Here is a 19,957-nt window from a genome sequence, read left to right as displayed (position 1 = left end):
ACCGAAAAAACCTCGTTTGCCAGGCCGAACCGGCTCTGACACAGACGCCGTCATCACGCCCTCACCTGGCCTTCATCGATCGCTTGACCTGGGGACGAGCGCTGCTTCGCGGCCGCGAATTGCCGGCCTTGCTCTTGTCGGCAGGCATCAGATGCCCGAGCGGCAATTGGGACGTCTGCTTCAAGCGATTGAGAACGATGGACGAGCGCACATGCGCAACGCTGTCGTGCGGCAGGAAGACCTCGTTGAGCAGACGTGACAGTGCCTTCAGATCGGTGATCGTCACCTTGATGAGATAGTCCGCCTCACCGGTCAGCGCGTATGCCTCCTGCACCTCCTCCAGGCTCTCGATCAGCTTGAGGAAGCGCCTCGAATTGTCCGGCGAGTGCGTTGCGAGCGTCACCTGCACGAAGACGACGATGCCGAGACCAAGCGCCTCTCCATCGAGATGGGCTTGATAGCTCGCGATCGTGCCGGCATTCTCGAGCGCGGCGCGGCGGCGCGAACATTGCGAGGCCGACAGACCGACAAGATCGGCCAGCTCGAAATTCGACAAGCGGCCGTCGGACTGCAGCGCCTGCAGCAATTTGACGTCGAACTGGTCCATGCGTGATCCTTGCACACAAATGCACTTGTCTGCAAGTTTCACGCATAACTTAGCTTTGTCGAGCAGATTTTGCGGAGATCGTGCAGCGGGCCGGCAGTATATTTCTTGCCGGATCGATACCCTTCCAGGAGCGCGACATTGGGCCCCTTCCCCCACGATGCCCCACCCGCCACGATTTCGGCAGCCAATCCCGCCGGCACCGACGGCTTTGAGTTCGTCGAGTTCGCCCATCCGGAGCCGCAGAAGCTCGCCACGCTGTTCGAGCAGATGGGCTACACCGAGGTTGCCCGGCACAAGACCAAGGACATCTCCGTCTGGCGCCAGGGAAAGATCAATTACGTCCTGAACCGGGAGCCGAATTCCCATGCCGCCCGCTTCGTCGCCGAGCACGGGCCTTGCGCGCCGGGGATGGCGTGGCGCGTCGTCGATGCCAAGCACGCGCTGAAGCGCGTCCTCGAACTCGGTGGCACCGAATACACCGGCAACGACAAGTCACTCGACGTGCCGGCCGTCGTCGGCATCGGCGGATCTCTGCTATACCTTGTCGAGACTTATGGCGCGAAGGGCTCGCCCTATTCAGCCGAATATGACTGGACCGGCGAGGTCGATCCGACACCGAAGGGCGTGGGATTCTATTATCTCGATCACCTCACCCACAATGTCATGCGCGGCAACATGGACACCTGGTACAAGTTCTATAGCCAGACGTTCAATTTCCGCGAGATCCGCTATTTCGACATATCGGGCAAGCTGACCGGCCTGACCTCGCGCGCATTGACGTCACCCTGCGGCAAGATTCGAATCCCGATCAACGAAAGCGCCGACGACAAGAGCCAGATCGAGGAATATCTGCGCCAGTACAAGGGCGAGGGCATCCAGCATATCGCGGTCGGCACCGACGACATCTATGCGGCGACCGACGCCATCGCCGGTCGCGGGCTCGAATTCATGCCAGGCCCGCCCGCGATCTACTACGACAAGTCGTTCGATCGCGTGAAGGACCATACCGAGCCGCTTGAGCGCATGCGCAAGCACGGAATCCTCATCGACGGCGAAGGCGTGGTGAATGGCGGGCAGACCCGCATCCTGCTTCAGATCTTCTCCAAGACCGTGATCGGCCCGATCTTCTTCGAGTTCATCCAGCGGAAGGGCGATGATGGTTTTGGCGAGGGCAACTTCAAGGCCCTGTTCGAGAGCATCGAGGCCGATCAGATCCAGCGCGGCGTGCTGAAGGCGTCCTGAAGGAGGTAGCTATATCCGACGCATGGAAGAGCTATCGCGGCGCTCCGGCCGAAGGTGCCATCCTGTGCGACGCCCATGACATTGGCGAAGGGAGCTTGAAATCCATCAAGTTCGGCCCGGCTGATTTCCCGATCCTGATCGTGAGGTCGGCAGGCACGCTCGCGGCCTATGTCAATGCATGCCCGCATCAGTACCTGCCGCTCGATCATCGCGGCGACAATGTGCTGAGTGCGGACGGTAAAGTGCTTCGTTGCACCAATCATAGCGCCGGATTTCGCGTTCGGGACGGCACCGGCGTCGAGGGACTGGGCCTGAACTGCGCGCTCGATGGTATTCCCATCGTCGTGGACGACGACGGCCAAATTCGCGTGCATGGCGCATCAGCGCATTGATCGGAGATCACGCTTCATCCGCAATCGCGTTGCGCAGCACACCGATGCCCTCCCCCTCCACCTCCACGACATCACCGGGCTTCAGCCAGATCGGCGGATCGAAACGCGCGCCGGCGCCCGTCGGCGTGCCTGTCACGATGACATCGCCGGGAACCAGGGTCGTGAATGTCGAGATGTAGTTGATGATCTTGCGGAAGGAGAAGATCATCCGGCTCGTGCGATCCTGCTGGCGGACTTCGCCGTTGACGCGCGTTTCCAGCTTGATGTCAGCAAGCTGGCTCTCGTCGATATAGGGGATGAGCCAGGGGCCGATCGAACCGGTGCGGTCGAAGTTCTTGCCTTGCGTCACGTTGAACTTGGCGTGCCGCACCCAGTCGCGGATGGTGCCTCGTTGCACAGCGACAGTGCGGCGATATGGTCGAGCGCCTCGCTCTGCGCGATCCTGCGGCCGCCCTTGCCGATGACGATGACGATCTCGCCTTCATAGTCGAGCTGCGGACTCTCGGGGGGACGCAGCAGCGCTTGTTCGTGGCCGGTGAACGAGCGCGGAAAGCGGATGAACAGCGAGGGATTCGAGGGAGCCGCCTGCCCATCCTTGTATTCCTCGTTCCGGTCGGGGAAGTTCACGCCGACGCAGATGATCTTTTCCGGTGCGGGCACCGGAATCTCATAGCGTAAGTCCCCGACAGGAAAATCCACCGCCAACGCGGCGCTTTCCTCGGCCAGCGACATCAGCGCGCCGGCTTCGATCACCTCACGCAACGTGCGCCAACGCTTGCCATGTCGGCCGGACAAGTCGACGACGCCGTGATCGCCCAGGAGCCCGTAGCCGGATGTGCCATTGCGGGTGAAGCTGACGAATCTCGGACGAGACATGGAGCGCCTTTCCTCTCGCATTCAGGGCGAGATGCGAATGCTGGGGTCAGGGGGCGATGATGGGTTGCGCCGCCAACTCGGCGGCGCGCGGCTGAACGCCGGCGAACAGGCTGCCATGCTCGAACCAGGATTTTGGCGCGGGCGCCCCCCACAGCGTCTGCCGCTGCGGGTCCTTCAGGTCCCACTTGATCGGCTCGAGATCGGGATCGACCGTCTGGTAGTCCGAGCAGTAGATTTCGATGCGGTGGCCATCCGGATCGAGGATATAGAGGAAGAAGGCATTCGAGATGCCGTGGCGGCCCGGACCGCGTTCGATGTTGGAGACCCATCCGGTGGTCGCCATGAGGTCGAGCAGATCGATGATGTTGAGCGGGGTCGGCACCCAGAATGCGGTGTGGTGCAGGCGCGGGCCGCGGCCATTGGTAAAGGCGAGATCGTGGACGCCGCCCTTGCGGTGGGTCCAGGCCGCCCAGAGCCGGCCGGTCTCCTCGTCCGCCGTGTACTCCGTCACGCGGAAGCCGATCTCATTGTAGAAGGCGACGGATTCGTCGACGTTGGGCGAGAAGCAGTTGAAGTGATCGATCCGCAGCGGCTTCACGCCCTTGTAGAGGGCGTATTTCTGATGGATCGGCGGCAGCCGGTCCATCCTGGAATAGAACTCGAGCGGAATGCCATGGGGATCGCGGGTGCGGAACGTGCGCGATTGATAGGGACGCTCGACCCATTCGACCGGCAAGTCCTTGCTCCCGAAGAAGTGCACTGCCTTGTCGAGGTCTTCTTCGCCGAACAGCTTGAAGCCGAGATCGCGGGCTTCGACCTTGTCCGACTTTCTCAGGACGATGCAATGGTGGCCGCGCTCTTCCATCGCCCGAAGATAGATCACATCGGAGCTTTCGTCCGTCACCTGCAAGCCGAGCGTGTCGACATAGAAATCCCGCGACCTCGCCAGATCGGTCACGCAGAATTCGACGTGACTGAGACGGACGATATTGAAGGGCGGATAAAGGTTGGGCGCAGGCAAGGCCATCATGTCCTCCTCAGGTCTGTTGCGGAGCGCTTAGCCGCCTAGTTTTTGAATGTTGTGCGCGGTCGTGGCGAACGCAACGTTCTTCGTCTCCATGTAGAAATCGAACGACCAATCGCCGCCGTCCCGGCCGATGCCTGAGCTCTTCACGCCGCCGAACGGCGTCGGCAGATGGCGGACATTCTCCGAATTGACCCAGATCATTCCGGCTTGCAGCCGGTCGGTGAAGCGGAAGGCACGCGTCACATCGGCGGTCCAGAGGTAACCGGTAAGGCCGTACTGGACGTCGTTGGCGAGTGCCAGCGCCTCCGCCTCGTCCTTGAACGGAATCGCCGTCAACACCGGCCCGAAGATTTCCTCCTGTGCGATGCGCATCCGGTTGTTGGCACCAGTGAAGAGCGTCGGGGCGACGTAGCAGCCGCCGCCGGGACCGTCGACCTTGTGGCCGCCGGTGGCGATCGTCGCGCCCTCGGACCTGGCGATCTCCATGTATTCGAGCACCTTCGTCTCGTGAACCGGATGGATCAACGGACCGATGACGGTCTCGGGATCAAGAGGGTGGCCGACTTTGATGCGGCTGGCCTTCTCACCAACGATGGCCGTGAACTTGTCGTAGATGCTGGCCTCGACGAGAAGACGCGAGGACGAGGTGCAGCGTTCGCCGTTCAGAGAGTAGATCATGAACACCGCCGCGTCCGCGGCACGCTCAAGGTCGGCATCGGCGAACACGATCACCGGGTTCTTGCCGCCCAGCTCGAAATGAACGCGCTTCAGCGTATCGGCACCCTGCTTCATGATCATCGATCCGGTGCGGCTTTCGCCGACGAAGCCGATCGCCTTGATCAGCGGATGCTCGGTCAGGGCCTTGCCGGCATCCTCGCCGAATCCGTTCACGAGATTCCAGACGCCCCTGGGCAGGCCGGCCTCCTCCGCGATCTCGATCAGCAGACGCGCCGTCAATGGCGAGAATTCGGCGGGCTTGTGCACGATGGTGCAGCCGGCGGCGAGCGCCGGCGCGATCTTCCACGTCGACAGCATGAAGGGCGTATTCCAGGGCGTGATGATGCCCACCGGACCGATCGGCACGCGGGTCGTGATGTTCACCTGGCCATCGGTGCGAAGCGACTTGCCATCGCGCGCCTCGGGCGCGCGATCGGCATAGAAGCGGAAGTTCTCGGCACCCCGTAGTGCGGCCTTGGCCATGAACTTCAACGATTGGCCGGTATCCATGCATTCGACGAAGGCAATCTCTTCGGCGCGGGCGACGATAGCGTCAGCCACCTTGTGCAACAGCTTCTTTCGCGCGTCGCCGGGCGTTTCGGCCCATTGCGGAAATGCCGCCTGCGCCGCCTTCGCGGCGCGATCGATGTCCGCGGCCTTGCCGTGCGCGACCCCGGCGAGCGGCTTGAGGTCGACCGGAGAGATCGTTTCGAAAGTCGCGTTGTCCGCAGCCGGGATGTCCTCACCGCCGATGCGGTTGAGCACGCCCTTCTCCTTGAAGCGGGCAAGATGACACTCCGCCTTGTCGATATTCTCCTGGAGCTTGGACATGACGGTTCACTCCCTTTGCTTTTGCAGCGCCGCACGCGGGCAGCGACCTCGATTTGTTTTCGCAAAGCCGCGGACCAATGACGCCGCAGCTCACGCGCGTCAATTTTCGGACGCCAACCGATATACTTAACATGTTAAGTATTGTGCCGCGTGTCAAGAACTTTCGCGACAGCGCGGCCTTCGCTCGAGGCAGTTCCCGGGATATCCAACCGTCGGCTCGTTCGAGCAGATGCAGTTGACGCGGTTTGACGATAAGCGGACGCTCACCGGACCACCCTTCGCGGCGGCAATGCGTCGCCGCGCTGCGACCCCGACCGGCGCGGTTTTCGTCAGCAGATTCATAGGGACCGAAGCTTCTGGCTGGGGCGGGAGGGACCCCACCTAGATTTGGGCCACATCGCCGTTGCAGCTACGCACCTGAAAAACCTAACTAAATCAGGCAACACCGGTCCGGTGTGTAGCACCTCAGTGCTGCAGCCTGCAAGCACGGCAGCTGGGCACCATCCCATGGATTGCGCCCGGGCGTCACTCAGGGCTGCACAGGACGGCGCGGAAACGAGAAGGACGGCAGCCCCAAACTGGGTGCAGGCTGGACCTGATCAGTTGCTCGTTCTCCGTGCCCTTCATCGGCCTCGACCGAAGGCACGATGGCCGCCACGTCGGCAGAGACCTCGCCTGGAGCGCCAGCCGGCGGCTCCCCAAGGGGATCGCCCGCATCCTCACCCTTCAACGCGCTCACGCGGTCTCCGAACGTCTTACGCAGGCTGGCAAGCTGCGCTTCGGTCACCCGGCCGACCCATCCGCCATCCCGGCCGTGCCAGTGGAGCCCCGCCGAAACGAGCACCTGGCGCTTCGCCGCCGAGGCGTTGCGCCCGAACTTCACGAAAACCGCTGTATCGTCTTCGCTGACTCGATCTTCCTCAATCAGCCCCTCGGTCAACTTTGACACTCTCGAAACGAGCAGGTCGATCGGCACTTGGCTAAGATCCATGCTTTCAACTGTGGTCCCGATGAGCTCGAGATCTTCACCTTGTTGGATGCGGCCAAATCCGAAATCTCCTGCCCGATGCGGGCGTGATCCCTCTGCAATAGCGCCAACTTTTTGTTGTTGATCTCGATTTCACGTATGAGCGTAGCAGCCTTCTTCATGGAATTCTCCTCCATCCATTCTGCTACGAGACCATGGATGCCGGAAAAACGCCAAGGCTAGAATCTTGTCCGGCGTGCAGGCTTCCGAATTGCCGACACGCTCAATATATTAAGTTGCGAGAAAGGACAGCACCTTGGCAATTCCGTACGTGCGGGCGACACCGATCAGCCTCACCGTCACCGGTGGCGTGACAAAGAGTTTCGCCTATTCGGGCCGCACGATCATGATGGACCCTCGACCCGAGATCGCAGCGTTCGATTACTCAGCGTTGCGAGGGGATCTGGCCCACGTGGAGGTGCTCCTACCGCCCGATGCGCCCGCAATGTACCTCGATCCTGCCGCACTCGCATATGCTCGCGACGTAAAGCAAATTCAAAAGGTGCGGACGCCGCTTTCGCAGCGCGAGCGTCTGCCTCAAATCGTCATGTCGGCGGTTATCGCGCTACCTTCTGCATTCGAGGTATCAGGAGATGAAGCCCTCACGATCGCGCGGAGGATCGCCCTGTATCCGTGCGGATCGCATCGCGTCCCTATCCACATCGCGATCCACAACGCACCAGCTCGGCCGCAAGGTCGGGCAGCCGGTCGAGCCGACCCTCTGCGAAACGATAGTCGATGACAATATTCTGGCCTTCAATCCACCCGCGCTCGCGCAGCCCTTGCCGGAACGTGTCGAGTAGAGGTGGCCTATCGGAAAGTGACGTGACGCCAAGATAGCCTATCCGGGGCGACTTTCCCGCCTGCTGCGCGTGCGACGAGAACGAACAAAGCGCTGCGCTTCCAGTCAATAGGATGAATTCGCGCCGCCTCATGGTCCGCCCCAGGCTCAGGTGGCGGTATCGTACCGGCTCAAACTGCGTCCCAAAAGGGGTTAGTAGCGATGGTGGGATGCCCGCTAATGGAATGGTCCGACCGTGCTCCGGCCCTGCCAGCACGAGAAGCTGGCAAGGGGGCTCAAGACAAGGAGCACGCCATAGCCTTCGTTGGGCTGCATGAGTTGGTCGGATCATCTGCCGAAAGCGGACAACTTACACCGCGAGCCAAAGTCGGCCACGGGGCCAAATGCCGACAAGGTGAGGTAGAGGGACTTGTCGGTAAGCCTGAAAGATAAACTTCATCCGGCGCGGCAGTGCCTTTTTACCGGCATATCGTGAAGCAACCGGGACGGCTGCTCGTAGTTAATGGGGTTTAGCTCTGTCCCATTAGGAGATTGAAGAAGTGCCAAATCCTCTTACGCGCAAGCTGGAGCTGTTTGGCGAGCTTCCTGCTGAGGACAGGCGACTTCTTGACGCGGTTGCAACAGGACGACGATCGGTCCCTGCAAAGACCAGCATTATCCAAGAAGGGGATGCGCCAAGCGACGTTCACCTCGTACTCTCCGGTTTCGCCTGTCGCTCCAAGGTGCTTGCAAACGGGCAGCGTCAGATTTTTGCGTATCTTGTTCCAGGCGACTTTTGCGATTTGCACATTTTCATCCTGAAGGCGATGGACCATTCAATTGAGACCCTCTCCCCCTGTGAAATGGTCGCAATTCCTCGTGCCAGAGTTTTGGAACTAACTGGCCGCCCGGCGATTGCTCGTGCGCTGTGGTGGTCGAACCTTGTCGATGAAGCAACCCTAAGGGAGTGGCTGGTAAATCTTGGTCAGCGCGACGCGGTTCAGCGCATCGCTCATCTGTTTTGCGAGCTTCACCTGCGGCTGGCCTCGGTCGGCCTTGTTAGGGACGGCGAATTCTCTCTGCCGATTTCACAATCAGAGCTGGGCGACACGATGGGACTGTCTACCGTTCACGTGAATCGGGCCCTGCAATCCCTGCGACGCCAAGGCCTCATAGGCCTTGAATCACATGTCCTGACCATCCCCGACATTGATCGTCTACGTAAATTCGGCGGCTTCAATCCCAACTATCTGCACCTTGAAGGCGGCAAGACGGATAGGTCTCCAACAGGTGGTGTGCGCCCTGGCTAAGAGGTATCACTATTCTCTTCGAGGGCGCTAAGTTGCTTTCGAAGATCAGCCTCTAGCTCCCGGATCAACTCTGCCGTAGCCCGATCGGAAACTGCCGCGCCATTTCGCGACAGGGCTCCAACTTCTATTCAAGGACTTGCTTGTGCCGCTGACGATTCATGACCGTAATACGCATTGCGTGCGGAAAAGTTGCCGTGTGCGGTCTTATAGACCCTTTAGATTACTCGGAGGCCGTCGCTGTTACGGAGAGTGTAAGGTGAGTTTGACCGCCATCAGGCACCGGGCTGTCGGTCACCCTCATCTGCCACGCTATTCCCCTCCACATATCCGTGGGCCGCTCAGACTTCAGAATTCCGCCTGCGAATGCCACTGCTTCAGCTTTCAAAGCCTCGATGTCATCAGCCTCGGTTCCAACGTCATCGACAAAGTTCTTGCCATTCAAGACATGAAAATAATAGCGGGGCATGGTGCTCCTCCGTCTGGGCGGGGAGCGCTGTCGTGTCTCTCAGTCAGCGGACGCCTGGTAGAAGCCGGTGATAAAGGACAATCCGGGCGCATGGGTCATGTTCCAAGCAATAAGTCCGCGAAGAGCGTCCCGTGGCAAGCCGCGTGTACGAAGGGCTGTCCCTTGCCTCCTAGGCAGATAATTTACCCCTTATAGAGCGTTCGCCGGCCTGCTTTGGGTCATTCGCGACGCGGCCGGGCCAGCAGCAAGTCCGATAATGTCTTTTTGCCGCCGAAGCGGAAGTAAATTCAGAGCATTAGCAGGACCGCGACCGGTCATTGCGGCTTGGTGGCGCTGCCCGAGACGTGATTCAAGCTCCAAAACCGGAGTCTCGAATCATGCGCTACGAACTCAGCGACTACGAATGGACCGCCATCAAACCGATGCTGCCGAACAAACCGCGTGGGGTTCGGCGTGTGAACGACCGTCGCGTGCTCAGTGGCATCTTCTGGGTCCTCCGCTCAGGTGCCCCATGGCGCGACCTGCCTGAGACCTATGGTCCCCGCACCACTTGTTACAGTCGCTTTGTGCGGTGGCGACGGGCGGGCGTCTGGGACCGGATCATGGATGCGCTGGCCGCCGGTCATGATGCGGCGGTGCAGATGATCGACACCTCCGTCGTGCGCGTGCACCAGCACGGAGCGTGTATCTCGGACAACAATCATCCAGCTATGGGTCGCTCGCGAGGAGGCCTCACTAGCAAGATTCACGCGGTGGTGGACACCAATGGCCTGCCGGTCCATCTCGCCCTCACGCCCGGTGAAGCGCATGACAATCGGCTGTGTTCGGTTCTCCTCAGCGCCTTGCTCCCACAAACCATGTTACTCGCGGATCGTGGATACGACGCGGACTGGATCAGGGAGCTTGCCCGCCAGCAAGGAGCATGGGCGAACATTCCGCCGAAACGAAATCGCAAAGACCCGATCTGCTTCAGCCCGTATCTGTATCGCGCGCGCAACTTGATGGAACGGTTCTTCAACAAGATCAAGCAAAGTCGGCGTGTCGCAACCCGATATGACAAACTCGCAGCCAACTATCTGGCGTTCGTCAAGCTCGCATCAATCCGAATGGCTGCGTGCTAATGAGTCCGCGCCTCCTAACACTACTTTGGCAGAAAGTTGATTTTGCCGCGATTTATAGGGTTCCCGAATCAATTTTTCAATGATTTGGGTGGTCGGCTCTTGGAGGGCTGACCATGGCGGGATGGGAAGACGAACTTGAACGCTGGCTGATGCCGTTTTTGGACCGGCTGGGTCGAGCCAAATGAACCCCTCTGCCTCTGCCTGTAGGCAGATGGAGTCTCAGTCTGTTTGTCGGTAATTCTGAAAGATAGACTTCATCCGGCGGCGCGGCAGTGCCTTTTTACCGGCAAATCATGAAGCAACCCGGGCGACTACTGGTAGTTAATAGAGTTTAGCTCTGTCCTATTAGCACTACTTTGGCAGAATTGGTTTGTGCTGCAGTTTTTCACGGATACGTCTTAGTAGGGGCATCGCTGCGATGGCTGCCGTAGGATGAGATCGACGATGGCGTGACGTACTGCGGGCATGGTTGGCTGAGCGGAGGCCCGTTGATTCTTTTTTTTCCGCCCCGCGTGTGCGAGGCGACGGTATTGCAAGAAGGCGTAGGCGATCATGGTCATTAGTGCGTGACGATGAAGACCTTGCCATGATCGCCCTTCGAAGTGATCAAGTCCAAGCTCCTCTTTCAACTGCTGATGCGCCTGCTCGCAGATCCATCGTGCTTTTATGGTGGCGGCCAGTGTGCGCAGATCCGTCGACGCAGGCAGGTTGGCCAGATAGTATTTTTTCTCCCCTGAGTGCCGCGCGGCGAACAGGATGGAAGTGGAGCGTCGACCATGATGAGAGGGCTACGCCGGGCTCGTGACGCAGGGAGGGCGTAGCCCGACCGGAGTTACGAGCCCGGCGTCGGCGCGATCCACAGCGGACCGCGCCGACTGGTGATCGCGGCCGGCTGGTTATGCAAGTGGTTCTTCCGCCAAGAGGAATCACTCGCGTGCCAGGCCGACACATTACCGATCACCAAATGAGGCTCTACATGAAGTACCGTCAGACCGATAGCCCACCCGTGGCCGCCGCCAAGGCTTCGTTCAGCACCTCGACCGCTTACCGGATCGAGAAGGATCGACGCCTTCCGTCGCAGAAGAAGGCTCCCCGCGGCCGTCGCCGGCCAGATCCCTTGGCCCGCGTATTTGAGACAGATATCGCGCCGATGCTGAAGGCCGCCCCCGGTGTGCGGCCGGTCACGATCTTCGAGGAGTTGCTCCGACGCCATCCCGAGCTCGGCGCCGGCATCCGTCGCACGCTGGAGCGCCGGATCCGGGCCTGGCGGGCGATCCACGGCGAGGAGCAGGAGGTCATCTTCCGCCAGACCCACGAACCCGGTCAGCGCGGCCTGTCCGACTTCACCGACATGGGCGAATTGGGTGTCACGATCGCGGGCGTACCGCTCGACCATCGTCTCTATCACTTCCGGCTGGCCTATTCCGGGTTTGAGCACGCCCATGTCGTGCTCGGCGGTGAGAGCTTCGTCGCTCTGGCCGAAGGCCTGCAGAATGCCTTGTGGTCACTCGGTGGGGCGCCACGGGAGCATCGCACCGACAGCCTGTCGGCCGCCTTTTGCAATCTCGACCGCGACGCCAAAGACGATCTGACGCGGCGATACGAAGACCTCTGTGCCCATTACGGCATGCGGCCTTCCCGCAACAATCGTGGCATCGCCCACGAGAACGGGGCGATCGAGAGTTCGCATGGTCATCTCAAGCGAGCGATCGGCGACGCGCTGTTGCTGCGTGGCACCGCCGACTTCGACGATCTAGCTGCCTATCGTGGCTTCATCGATGAGATCGCCAGCCGCCGCAATGCCCGCAACGCCAAGCGGATCGACAGTGAACGTAGCGCACTTCAGGATCTGCCGGACCGCCGCACGTCGGACTATGAAGAGGTGATCGTCCACGTGACGTCGTCCGGCGGCTTCACCTTGCGCAAGGTGTTCTACACGGTGCCGTCGCGCTTGATCGGCCATCGGCTGCGGGTGCGCCTGTATGACGATCACCTCGACGTGTTTGTCGGCGGCACGCATCTCCTCACCTTGCCGCGCGGGCGGCCGCATCCCAATGGCAAGCACGATCAGGTCGTCGATTATCGGCACGTGATCCATTCCTTGCGGCGCAAGCCGATGGCGCTCCTCAACCTGGTCTACCGCGACCAGCTGTTCCCCCGGGAAGCTTACCGCCGAGCCTTCGACGTCTTGCGCAAACGCTTACCGGACAAGAAGGCCTGCCGGATCATGGTCGATCTCCTCGCACTCGCCCATGAGCGCGGTTGCGAGGCCGAACTCGCCAATCAGCTCACGGCTGACCTGAACGACGGCCGGCTGCCCGACCTCAACCGGCTACGTACTCACTTCGCCCCGGATCCCGCCCAGGTGCCGAACGTCGTGGTACGCCTCGCACCGCTCGCCACCTATGAATGCCTCATCGGTACCGCCGAGATCGGAGGCGCCGCATGAGCACAACCAACGTAGTCGACACCGCGCGCCTCAATCTGTTGCTCAACGAGCTGCGGCTGCCCGCCATCAAGGCGCTGTGGCCGCAATTTGCCGAGCAATCCGATAAAGAAGGCTGGCCGGCGGCGCGCTTCCTCGCCACCATTGCCGAGCACGAGATCGCTGAGCGCGGCCGCCGCCGCATCGAGCGCCATCTCGTCGAGGCGCGGCTGCCTACCGGAAAGACCTTTGACAGCTTCGACTTCGAGGCCGTGCCGATGATCTCCAAGGCGCAAATGACCGCACTCGCCGCCGGCGACGGCTGGCTCGGCAAGGGCGCCAATCTGCTGCTGTTTGGTCCGCCCGGTGGAGGCAAGAGCCACTTGGCGGCAGCAATCGGCTTGGCCCTCATCGAGAACGGATGGCGCGTCCTGTTCACCCGCACCACCGATCTCGTGCAGAAGCTCCAGGTGGCTCGCCGCGAGCTCAACCTCGAGGGCGCCATCAACCGCCTCGATCGCTTCGATCTCGTCATCTTGGACGATCTTGCCTATGTCACCAAGGACCAGGCCGAGACCAGTGTGCTGTTCGAGCTCATCAGCGCACGCTACGAGCGACGCTCTTTGCTGATCACCGCCAATCAGCCCTTTGGAGAATGGAACAAGGTCTTTCCGGACCCAGCTATGACCCTCGCGGCGATCGATCGCCTTGTTCACCACGCCACCATCGTCGAGATGAACGTCGAGAGCTATCGCAGGCGGACTGCCCTCGAGCGAAAGCGTGGTCCAGGGCGGCCACCGGAGCACGCGACACAAAAAACGCTCGCTTGATTGACGCTCCGCGACAATCAAAGCAAACAAAACTCTTGCGCGCGACAATCATCGCGGCGATCATCATCGCGCCGCGACACTGACTCGCCATCCTGATCGCCGCGCTCTTCCGACCCAGATCGTCGCGCTATACCCTGAGGCACGTTGCTCGCCAATGAGCCAGGCTTCGTCGCCCGGGAGATGCTGCTGACCCTTATCCCATATCCGCTGCGGAGGTTCCGTCGGCGGTGCGGACACGGACAGCAGCAAATCGGGCTTTCAGTCGACCTTTCGTCCCGCTGCGCCAACTCACGGTTTTCCACCTGGCGCTCGCCAGCATTTGTTCTGCCGCAATCGACAAAATATCTGGTACGTGGTGCTTCCGGGGTTTCCCGCGGACTTTGGTAATCGGCCAAATGAGCTTCACATTGACCGGATACACCTTGAGATGCCGAGGGATGCCGACGGCCCAAGCCAGCCCGCGCTCTGTCAATCCTTGTCGAAACGGTGCGCTGAGCCCGTATCCCGCATCCGCCAGTACACATCCAAAGCGCACGTTAGCTGCAATCGCGCGGTCAATCTCGGCCAAAGCAATTTCCGGCTTGGACCGTGCCGTTCGATGTTCGACCGGCACGCGAGCGCGCTTTAGACGAGACAGGTCGCTAGTCCAGCTGTCAGGCAGAAAGAGACGCAAAGCGATCATCACCGGCACTTCACCTCGCGCAAGCGTCAAAGACACCAGCGTTTGGCAATTTGCCGTTTTGCCAAGAGCCGACGCGTATTGAGCCGCAACACGGACAGATCGCTCCCCCTTTTTCGGCAGTGAGGTGTCATCAATAACCAGCACCGCATCGCTACCGCCGACAAGTCGGTCCGCCTGGTTGAGCAGCTCTGTCTCCAGCGGCGTCGCGTCCCAGACATCCGTCCGCAATGAAATGGTGCAGTTGGTCGTAGTTAGCCCGTGGCAAGGCGCTCCGCCATCGGCTGAACACTCTTACGATCGCCAGGACCGATCAGTCCCGCGACATACAGAGGACACATCCGCTGCCGAGTCTTATGGGGGCGAAACCCTTAACAGGCGCCGATCGGGTCAAAAATTGCCGGCGACCAGATCGTAAGAGCCCCTGGTACCGCGAACGTACACCTTGGCGGCGGCGGCGCATATCAAGTCCCGATTGGAATCGAAAGCGTGGAGAAGGCTCGACTCATCGTAACCGGTATCGGGTTGAATTCGCTTCAGCGCTTCTTCTTCGATGAAAAACGATGCCTCAATGGCGCTATCGTGTCCCCAGAACCGTACGGCACGCCGCGTGCGGTCGTATGAACGGCTATGGTTTGGAAACTCGATCATGTGGCCGGAGCCGATCCGTTGTGGAAAGGTGACTTCCTTGCCTTGCCAGCTCGACGCGATTTACCTTTTGGACGGCCGATCTGCGACCGCCCTTGCGAGCGACGGTGCCAAACCTGGCGCTGGAAGAGCGTTGAGGCGCCGCAAACTCTTAGATGGCTACGTGGAAGGCGAACTACAATCCCGTTCGCCCTGTCACAGCAAATAGTTTCTGCCTGACCTCGCTATTCCGCGGACGGGCACCATATCTTGAATATCACCGCGTGCTTCCCGGCTGTTATCGGTGACTGAGAGCATCGTGCTCCCGCCGCGACCAAAAGGCGGTCAATATGTCAAACATCTCAAGATTCGGACTGCGCGAGTGGCTGGTGCCGCCGGTCGTTCTGCCGATCTTCTTCGCGTTTGTGATCGCTGGTGCGGTGCTCATTCAATGGTAGCCGCCCGCGGGCCGCAGCGGCGCAACTCTCTGAGATCATGAAATTGCATCTCAACGGACAAAGGGATGCGGCAGCGAGACAGGAACCATAGAGGGGCGTGCCGATCATCGGTGCGCACCCACAGCAGCCGTGAGTCTCAATGACGTTCGGTCCATCACGCGTTCCAGCCTTCGTTCTCGTCGTAGAAGACGAGATGGTGCTCCGCAGGCGCGCAGTTGGCATGGTGGAAGACGCCGGCTACACGCCGTTGGAAGCGCTGGATACCGACGAAGCCCTCGCAATCCTGAGCTCCAGATCCGACATCGCGCTCGTTTGCGCCGACATCCAGCTGCCGGGCAGCATAGACGGCATAGGCCTTGCGCACACCGTGCGTAGACGGTGGCCGGCAATCGACCTCATCCTGATGTCCGAGAAATTGAACCCGCCGAGCATCGATCTTCCCCCTTGCAGCGAGTTCTATGGTAAGCCGCTCCAGGCTTGGCAGATCAAAGCTGGTATTCGTAGGATGATTGGCCACGCCCGAGGCGCGTGAGAGGACCCACCATCGTCCGGCTCTCCGCGTCAAGCGGCCAGCGAGCAAGCTCTCACCTCTCGTCGATCGGCGGTACCATGGCGATCTTCCTCGTCCGGCATATCACGACATATCGGTACCGGCGCGCGGTCAGGCTCGGCCGACATCAATTAATGGCACGGCCGCGCGATAGTTTCGACCAGCGACTGATTGATTTCTCGCTCAATGTGACGCCCGAGCCTTCTGAGGTGAGGTGGCTGCACGATGTCTTCGGGAATTGTGTTGCGCAGGTCGAGTTTGGCTGTGACAGCGACAATTTGCGATTCGAGTGTGTCATCAAGGTCGACCACACGCCGGAGAACGCGCCCGACTTCAGAATTGAGGACCACGCGAAGGACCATCCGTTTGCGTATCAGGCGGAGGAGGCGCCCGACCTGGCACCCTATGTTCAGAGATGGTTCTCAGACCCGGAAGACCATCTCGGCAGGTGGCTGGACACGTTTCTCGTGCGCGGGACCAGACGTTCTACCGGACAGGTCCTGATGACCCTCAATGAAGCAATCTCGGATGGCTTCGCCTACGACCGCCGCACGGCGCCAGGAACGCAAAGTCCTTCTACGACACTCGAACGCAGGAAGGGCACCTGCCGGGATTTTGCCGTCTTGATGATTGAAGCTGCACGAAGCCTCGGCTTCGCCGCACGCTTTATCACCGGCTATATCTACGTACCGGATCGCGATGGTCCTGTCTGGCTGGGCGGGGGAGCCACCCATGCCTGGTGCCAGATCTACGTCCCCGGCTCCGGCTGGGTCGAGTTCGATCCGACCAATGGAATCGTCGGAAACCGCGATCTGATCCGCGTGGCGGTGGCCAGAGTCCCAAGCCAGGCCATTCCCCTGTTCGGCACTTATTGGGGAGCTCGTGAGGACGAGCTTGGGATGGATGTGGACGTGAACGTCAAAACAGCGGCGGCTCTGTCGTAATGTCGCTCAATGAAGAGGCAGGAACACGCCCCCCGCCAGCGCGTTGGAACTTCCGAACGCCACGCTCGATAGGCACGATCGAGATCGAAGCAGCCGCGGCAATTTGTCGACTTTGGAGGACGCCGAGTGAAGATCCGGGTCGGCTATGAGATGATCTACGACTTTCCGCAGCACACACCCATGATCATGGTCCTGGGCGTTCATTTCTCTCGGGCATCGGACGTCGTCGTGCCCGATTATCTGACCACCACGCCCTCCGTTGCGATCGTCCCCTATCGTGACGGCTTCGGTAATTGGTGCAGCCGCATCGTTGCTCCAGCCGGTCGAATGCGCCTGGCCGCTGACGGGATCGTTCGCGACACCGGCTTGCCGGACGTCGTTGTGCCCTCGGCTACCCAACACGCGGTCGAGGACTTGCCGGCAGAGACGATCGTATATCTGCTCGGCAGCCGCTATTGCGAAACCGATCATCTGTCCGATGTCGCGTGGAAACTTTTCGGGAAGGTCTCGCCCGGATGGGCCCGTGTTCAGGCGATCTGTGATTTCGTTCACAATCACATTCAATTCGGCTACGAACACGCGCGCGCAACCAAGACGGCCCGGGACGTCTTCAACGAAGGCAAGGGCGTTTGCCGAGACTTCGCGCATCTGGCCATCACGTTCTGTCGCTGCATGAACATTCCCGCCAGATACTGCACCGGCTATCTCGGCGACATCGGCATGCCTCCCCCCTACGCCCCAGGAGACTTCGCGGGATGGTTCGAAGCCTACATCGGCGGACGTTGGTACACATTCGATCCACGCAACAACGTCCCCCGGATTGGACGTGTTCTGATCGCTCAAGGACGTGACGCGGCCGACGTGCCAATTACCCAGACGTTTGGCCCTAACACCTTGGTCAGCTTCAAGGTGTGGACCGACGAGATCCATTCGTGAGCACAGGATGAAGTGAGGCTGAGCCCTGAATCGCTCCAGAGAAATGATCCCGGACTTGCGACTCGACTTGACCGTACGAAAGCGAGTTGAGCTTCTGCCGGAACGAATGTCGGTGGCGCAACTTGGTAAGGACGACCGGATGCAAACGCCCCCCACAGCATCCGAGGAAATGACGGCCTCATTGCGCCCCCACGCTCTGGGGCCGTCGCTTGGGGCGGTCCCTCTAGTCGCGCTCTCTCAGCACAGGCTTCTCGTGCAACACCGCACTCAACAATGAGTTGTGGACTTCGATGTGGCCGTTATAGCTGATGAGCCCCAATCTTCGAAACTTGTTCATGAAATAGCTGACCCGCGATCGTGTCGTTCCGATCATTTCAGCCAACGTCTCCTGATTGATGCTCGCGCTGATCGGCTGCGGACTGCCTTCCTTGCCGAAATTGGCGAGCAGCAACAGCAGGCGAGCCAGCCTCCGTTCGCTGGAATTGAATAGCTGGTCGATCAGGTCCTCCTCGATCCGGCTGTTTCGGGTCAAGAGATACGAAATGAACAGCTGGGAGAATTTCGGCTCTTCACGGATAGCCGACATCATCGCTTCTTTGGTTATCGACGTGATGACGCAATCTTCCATCGCCGTTGTCGTCGCGATCCGCAGAGGATGACCATTCATGCATCCCTCGCCGAAGAACTGACCGGGCTCGAGAATGGCGACGACTGCCTCCTTGCCCTGCTCCGAAACGACCGTCAGCTTGACCTTGCCGCTTTGAATGTAGAACACCGAGTCAGCAGCGTCGCCCTGCTGAAACACATGCTGGTTCTTGCGAAACGTCAGAATGGCTTTGCCGGCGCCCACCTTGCCGAGAAAATGTTGGGGATCGAACGTGTCCTTGGACGGCTTCGCCACGCGTGGACTCCTTTGAATCGACCAAACTTGTTCGCTTCGATCTGCTGCCAGGGAACGGCTTTCTTGACCAAGCGACGAACGGTTGCTCCTTGCCGGCCAGACCTTGCGGCAGCGGCCCTATTGGGCAGAATTTACTCCCTGATTGTTCGCAATTCTAGGGAAGAGCCACTTTCCAAAGGGCGCGGCTCATTGCGCGCCCATCAGCAGGCATTCTCGGGCGAAGCGACGGTCGCCCTGCGCGTGGCACGACTTTACGATGGAGCATGGAAGTATGCCGACCCGGCGGCACGACGCGCTGGTCAATATAGCTCACCATGGAGTTAGGCAGCGCCCGAACTCCTTGCGGGCCCTGCTTTGCACCCCCTCGCTATTCGACGCTTCCATACCCATATCCTGTGTGTCTGATCGGACCATCGGGCCAATTGAGTGCAACGCCCCGCGACAGGCTGCCGGCCTGAATAGGTCGCCGACAACAGGAGGATTCCATGCCACTTGCGCGCTTTCGAATCGATGAAGGACCGCACACGATGGACGGGCTCCGACTCATTGCACGGGATGGCAACAAGCAGGTCGAGGCATTCATGAGCCGGAAGGTGATGGACGTCTGGGCGGAATCCGTCGAGCATCTTGGAGGACGTCAAAGTCTTTTCCGAGATCAATACAATGCGCTTGGCAGACTGAACCTCCCCGCACTCCAACGGATTGTGCGCGCGAAATACGAGCGAGGTGCCGCGTTCAACCGCCAACATCCCTTCGTGGAGGTCCTGTTCTCTGACATTTCCGAAAGTGGCGAGACCTTGGATCTAAGTGAACTGGTTCGAGAAGCATTGCCCCCGGCATTTCATAGGCTGACCTAACATCCTGAAGGCAGGCAACGACCGACGCGTACGCTTCCGGCTCGCCGGATTCAGCACATTTACTTGCGAGTGAGCAATTTTGACCACCAAGGCGACAAGCCAGGCTTCAATATGACTTCCGTAGCTCTCGGTGAGGGAAAGTCAGCGCGCCGCCAGGCCATGGTCGATGTCATGCCGTCACTTCTGCGCAAGCGAACAGACAAAACAATCGGCTACAGCGTCTCGCAGCTCGTTCAACTGCGCCATCAGATGCTCCGGTTTGCTCGGTCGCTCCCCCCAGGACCTGACCGCAATCAGCGGCGGCAGATCGCGTCTTCCTTGCGAAGCCTTGCCAGACGCAAGCTGTGAACCGG

General features: G+C 60.2%; 18 protein-coding genes and 4 pseudogenes. 11 read left to right on the top strand and 11 right to left on the bottom strand.

Annotated features, from left to right (window positions below):
• Positions 1 to 148: 148 nt before the first annotated feature.
• Positions 149 to 607: pseudogene (locus LPJ38_RS16465) on the bottom strand (Lrp/AsnC family transcriptional regulator); the annotation flags it as partial.
• A 138-nt stretch (positions 608 to 745) separates the two neighbouring features.
• Between LPJ38_RS16465 and hppD the strand changes: the two are divergent.
• Positions 746 to 1,849, top strand: coding sequence for a 4-hydroxyphenylpyruvate dioxygenase (hppD, locus tag LPJ38_RS16460; RefSeq protein WP_145628312.1), 1,104 nt, complete (start codon positions 746 to 748; stop codon positions 1,847 to 1,849).
• A gap of 95 nt (positions 1,850 to 1,944) precedes the next feature.
• Positions 1,945 to 2,241: a Rieske (2Fe-2S) protein gene (locus tag LPJ38_RS16455; protein WP_208750477.1), complete on the top strand. Its 297-nt coding sequence runs from the start codon at positions 1,945 to 1,947 to the stop codon at positions 2,239 to 2,241.
• Between the two features lie 7 nt (positions 2,242 to 2,248).
• Here LPJ38_RS16455 and LPJ38_RS16450 read toward each other — a convergent pair.
• The 5 genes and pseudogenes from LPJ38_RS16450 to LPJ38_RS16430 form a co-directional block, all read right to left on the bottom strand.
• Positions 2,249 to 3,117 (bottom strand): annotated as a pseudogene (locus LPJ38_RS16450) (fumarylacetoacetate hydrolase family protein).
• Positions 3,118 to 3,163: 46 nt separating this feature from the next.
• Entirely contained in the window at positions 3,164 to 4,144 is a 981-nt protein-coding gene (hpaD, locus tag LPJ38_RS16445; protein WP_145628316.1) for a 3,4-dihydroxyphenylacetate 2,3-dioxygenase, read from the bottom strand.
• A 30-nt stretch (positions 4,145 to 4,174) separates the two neighbouring features.
• Positions 4,175 to 5,692 carry a 5-carboxymethyl-2-hydroxymuconate semialdehyde dehydrogenase gene (hpaE, locus tag LPJ38_RS16440; RefSeq protein WP_145628318.1) on the bottom strand — a complete coding sequence of 506 codons (1,518 nt, stop codon included), beginning with the start codon at positions 5,690 to 5,692 and terminating at the stop codon, positions 4,175 to 4,177.
• Positions 5,693 to 6,221: 529 nt separating this feature from the next.
• Entirely contained in the window at positions 6,222 to 6,632 is a 411-nt protein-coding gene (locus LPJ38_RS16435) for a hypothetical protein (protein WP_145628320.1), read from the bottom strand.
• Positions 6,629 to 6,841: a hypothetical protein gene (locus LPJ38_RS16430; RefSeq protein ID WP_145628322.1), complete on the bottom strand. Its 213-nt coding sequence runs from the start codon at positions 6,839 to 6,841 to the stop codon at positions 6,629 to 6,631. Before LPJ38_RS16430 ends, LPJ38_RS16435 begins: the two co-directional genes overlap by 4 nt.
• A gap of 134 nt (positions 6,842 to 6,975) precedes the next feature.
• Here LPJ38_RS16430 and LPJ38_RS16425 point away from each other — a divergent pair, with 134 nt between their 5' ends.
• Together LPJ38_RS16425 and LPJ38_RS16420 are read left to right on the top strand one after the other, a co-directional pair.
• Positions 6,976 to 7,461 (top strand): hypothetical protein, encoded by a 486-nt coding sequence (locus LPJ38_RS16425; RefSeq protein WP_145628324.1) that lies wholly within the window; start codon positions 6,976 to 6,978, stop codon positions 7,459 to 7,461.
• A 599-nt stretch (positions 7,462 to 8,060) separates the two neighbouring features.
• A complete protein-coding gene (locus tag LPJ38_RS16420) occupies positions 8,061 to 8,810 on the top strand; it encodes a Crp/Fnr family transcriptional regulator (protein WP_145628326.1) in 750 nt (249 codons plus the stop codon).
• Positions 8,811 to 9,030: 220 nt separating this feature from the next.
• Here the strand turns inward: LPJ38_RS16420 and LPJ38_RS16415 are convergent, their stop codons facing one another.
• The gene (locus tag LPJ38_RS16415) at positions 9,031 to 9,276 is read right to left on the bottom strand and encodes a DUF6894 family protein (RefSeq protein ID WP_145628328.1); all 246 of its coding nucleotides are present in this window, start codon (positions 9,274 to 9,276) and stop codon (positions 9,031 to 9,033) included.
• A 377-nt stretch (positions 9,277 to 9,653) separates the two neighbouring features.
• Here LPJ38_RS16415 and LPJ38_RS16410 point away from each other — a divergent pair.
• Positions 9,654 to 10,437 (top strand): IS5 family transposase gene (locus tag LPJ38_RS16410; protein ID WP_231088647.1). Its coding sequence is split into 2 segments (ribosomal slippage): positions 9,654 to 10,384 and positions 10,383 to 10,437, totalling 786 coding nucleotides; the frame shifts between segments, so codons are not numbered across the junction.
• A gap of 311 nt (positions 10,438 to 10,748) precedes the next feature.
• Here the strand turns inward: LPJ38_RS16410 and LPJ38_RS16405 are convergent.
• Positions 10,749 to 11,140: pseudogene (locus tag LPJ38_RS16405) on the bottom strand (transposase); the annotation flags it as partial.
• A 191-nt stretch (positions 11,141 to 11,331) separates the two neighbouring features.
• Between LPJ38_RS16405 and istA the strand changes: the two are divergent.
• A complete protein-coding gene (gene istA / locus LPJ38_RS16400) occupies positions 11,332 to 12,846 on the top strand; it encodes an IS21-like element ISBj11 family transposase (RefSeq protein ID WP_039228609.1) in 1,515 nt (504 codons plus the stop codon).
• The gene (istB, locus tag LPJ38_RS16395; RefSeq protein ID WP_018270204.1) at positions 12,843 to 13,652 is read left to right on the top strand and encodes an IS21-like element ISBj11 family helper ATPase IstB; all 810 of its coding nucleotides are present in this window, start codon (positions 12,843 to 12,845) and stop codon (positions 13,650 to 13,652) included. Before istA ends, istB begins: the two co-directional genes overlap by 4 nt.
• Before the next feature lie 132 nt (positions 13,653 to 13,784).
• Here istB and LPJ38_RS16390 read toward each other — a convergent pair.
• Both LPJ38_RS16390 and LPJ38_RS16385 read right to left on the bottom strand, forming a co-directional pair.
• Positions 13,785 to 14,672 (bottom strand): annotated as a pseudogene (locus LPJ38_RS16390) (IS701 family transposase); the annotation flags it as partial.
• A 49-nt stretch (positions 14,673 to 14,721) separates the two neighbouring features.
• Positions 14,722 to 14,982 (bottom strand): DUF1488 family protein, encoded by a 261-nt coding sequence (locus tag LPJ38_RS16385; protein WP_018642512.1) that lies wholly within the window; start codon positions 14,980 to 14,982, stop codon positions 14,722 to 14,724.
• A 573-nt stretch (positions 14,983 to 15,555) separates the two neighbouring features.
• Between LPJ38_RS16385 and LPJ38_RS16380 the strand changes: the two genes are divergently transcribed.
• From LPJ38_RS16380 to LPJ38_RS16370, 3 genes are all read left to right on the top strand, one after another.
• A complete protein-coding gene (locus LPJ38_RS16380) occupies positions 15,556 to 15,948 on the top strand; it encodes a response regulator (protein ID WP_018642510.1) in 393 nt (130 codons plus the stop codon).
• 77 nt (positions 15,949 to 16,025) lie between these two features.
• On the top strand, positions 16,026 to 16,910 hold the full coding sequence (locus tag LPJ38_RS16375; protein WP_074448631.1) for a transglutaminase family protein: 885 nt from the start codon (positions 16,026 to 16,028) through the stop codon (positions 16,908 to 16,910).
• Positions 16,911 to 17,036: 126 nt separating this feature from the next.
• Positions 17,037 to 17,846, top strand: a complete 810-nt coding sequence (locus LPJ38_RS16370) for a transglutaminase-like domain-containing protein (protein WP_041953380.1) — start codon at positions 17,037 to 17,039, stop codon at positions 17,844 to 17,846.
• Between the two features lie 223 nt (positions 17,847 to 18,069).
• Here the strand turns inward: LPJ38_RS16370 and LPJ38_RS16365 are convergent, their stop codons facing one another.
• Positions 18,070 to 18,747: a Crp/Fnr family transcriptional regulator gene (locus LPJ38_RS16365; protein WP_018642507.1), complete on the bottom strand. Its 678-nt coding sequence runs from the start codon at positions 18,745 to 18,747 to the stop codon at positions 18,070 to 18,072.
• A 485-nt stretch (positions 18,748 to 19,232) separates the two neighbouring features.
• On the opposite strand from LPJ38_RS16365, the gene LPJ38_RS16360 reads away from it, so the two are divergent.
• The gene (locus tag LPJ38_RS16360) at positions 19,233 to 19,604 is read left to right on the top strand and encodes a hypothetical protein (RefSeq protein ID WP_014493191.1); all 372 of its coding nucleotides are present in this window, start codon (positions 19,233 to 19,235) and stop codon (positions 19,602 to 19,604) included.
• The last annotated feature ends 353 nt before the right edge of the window (positions 19,605 to 19,957 follow it).

Origin of the sequence: Bradyrhizobium daqingense (assembly GCF_021044685.1) — a bacterium.
Lineage (GTDB): Bacteria > Pseudomonadota > Alphaproteobacteria > Rhizobiales > Xanthobacteraceae > Bradyrhizobium > Bradyrhizobium daqingense.
The sequence above is the reverse complement of the archived record's forward strand: the minus strand, read 5'-3'. Positions and strand labels throughout refer to the sequence as shown.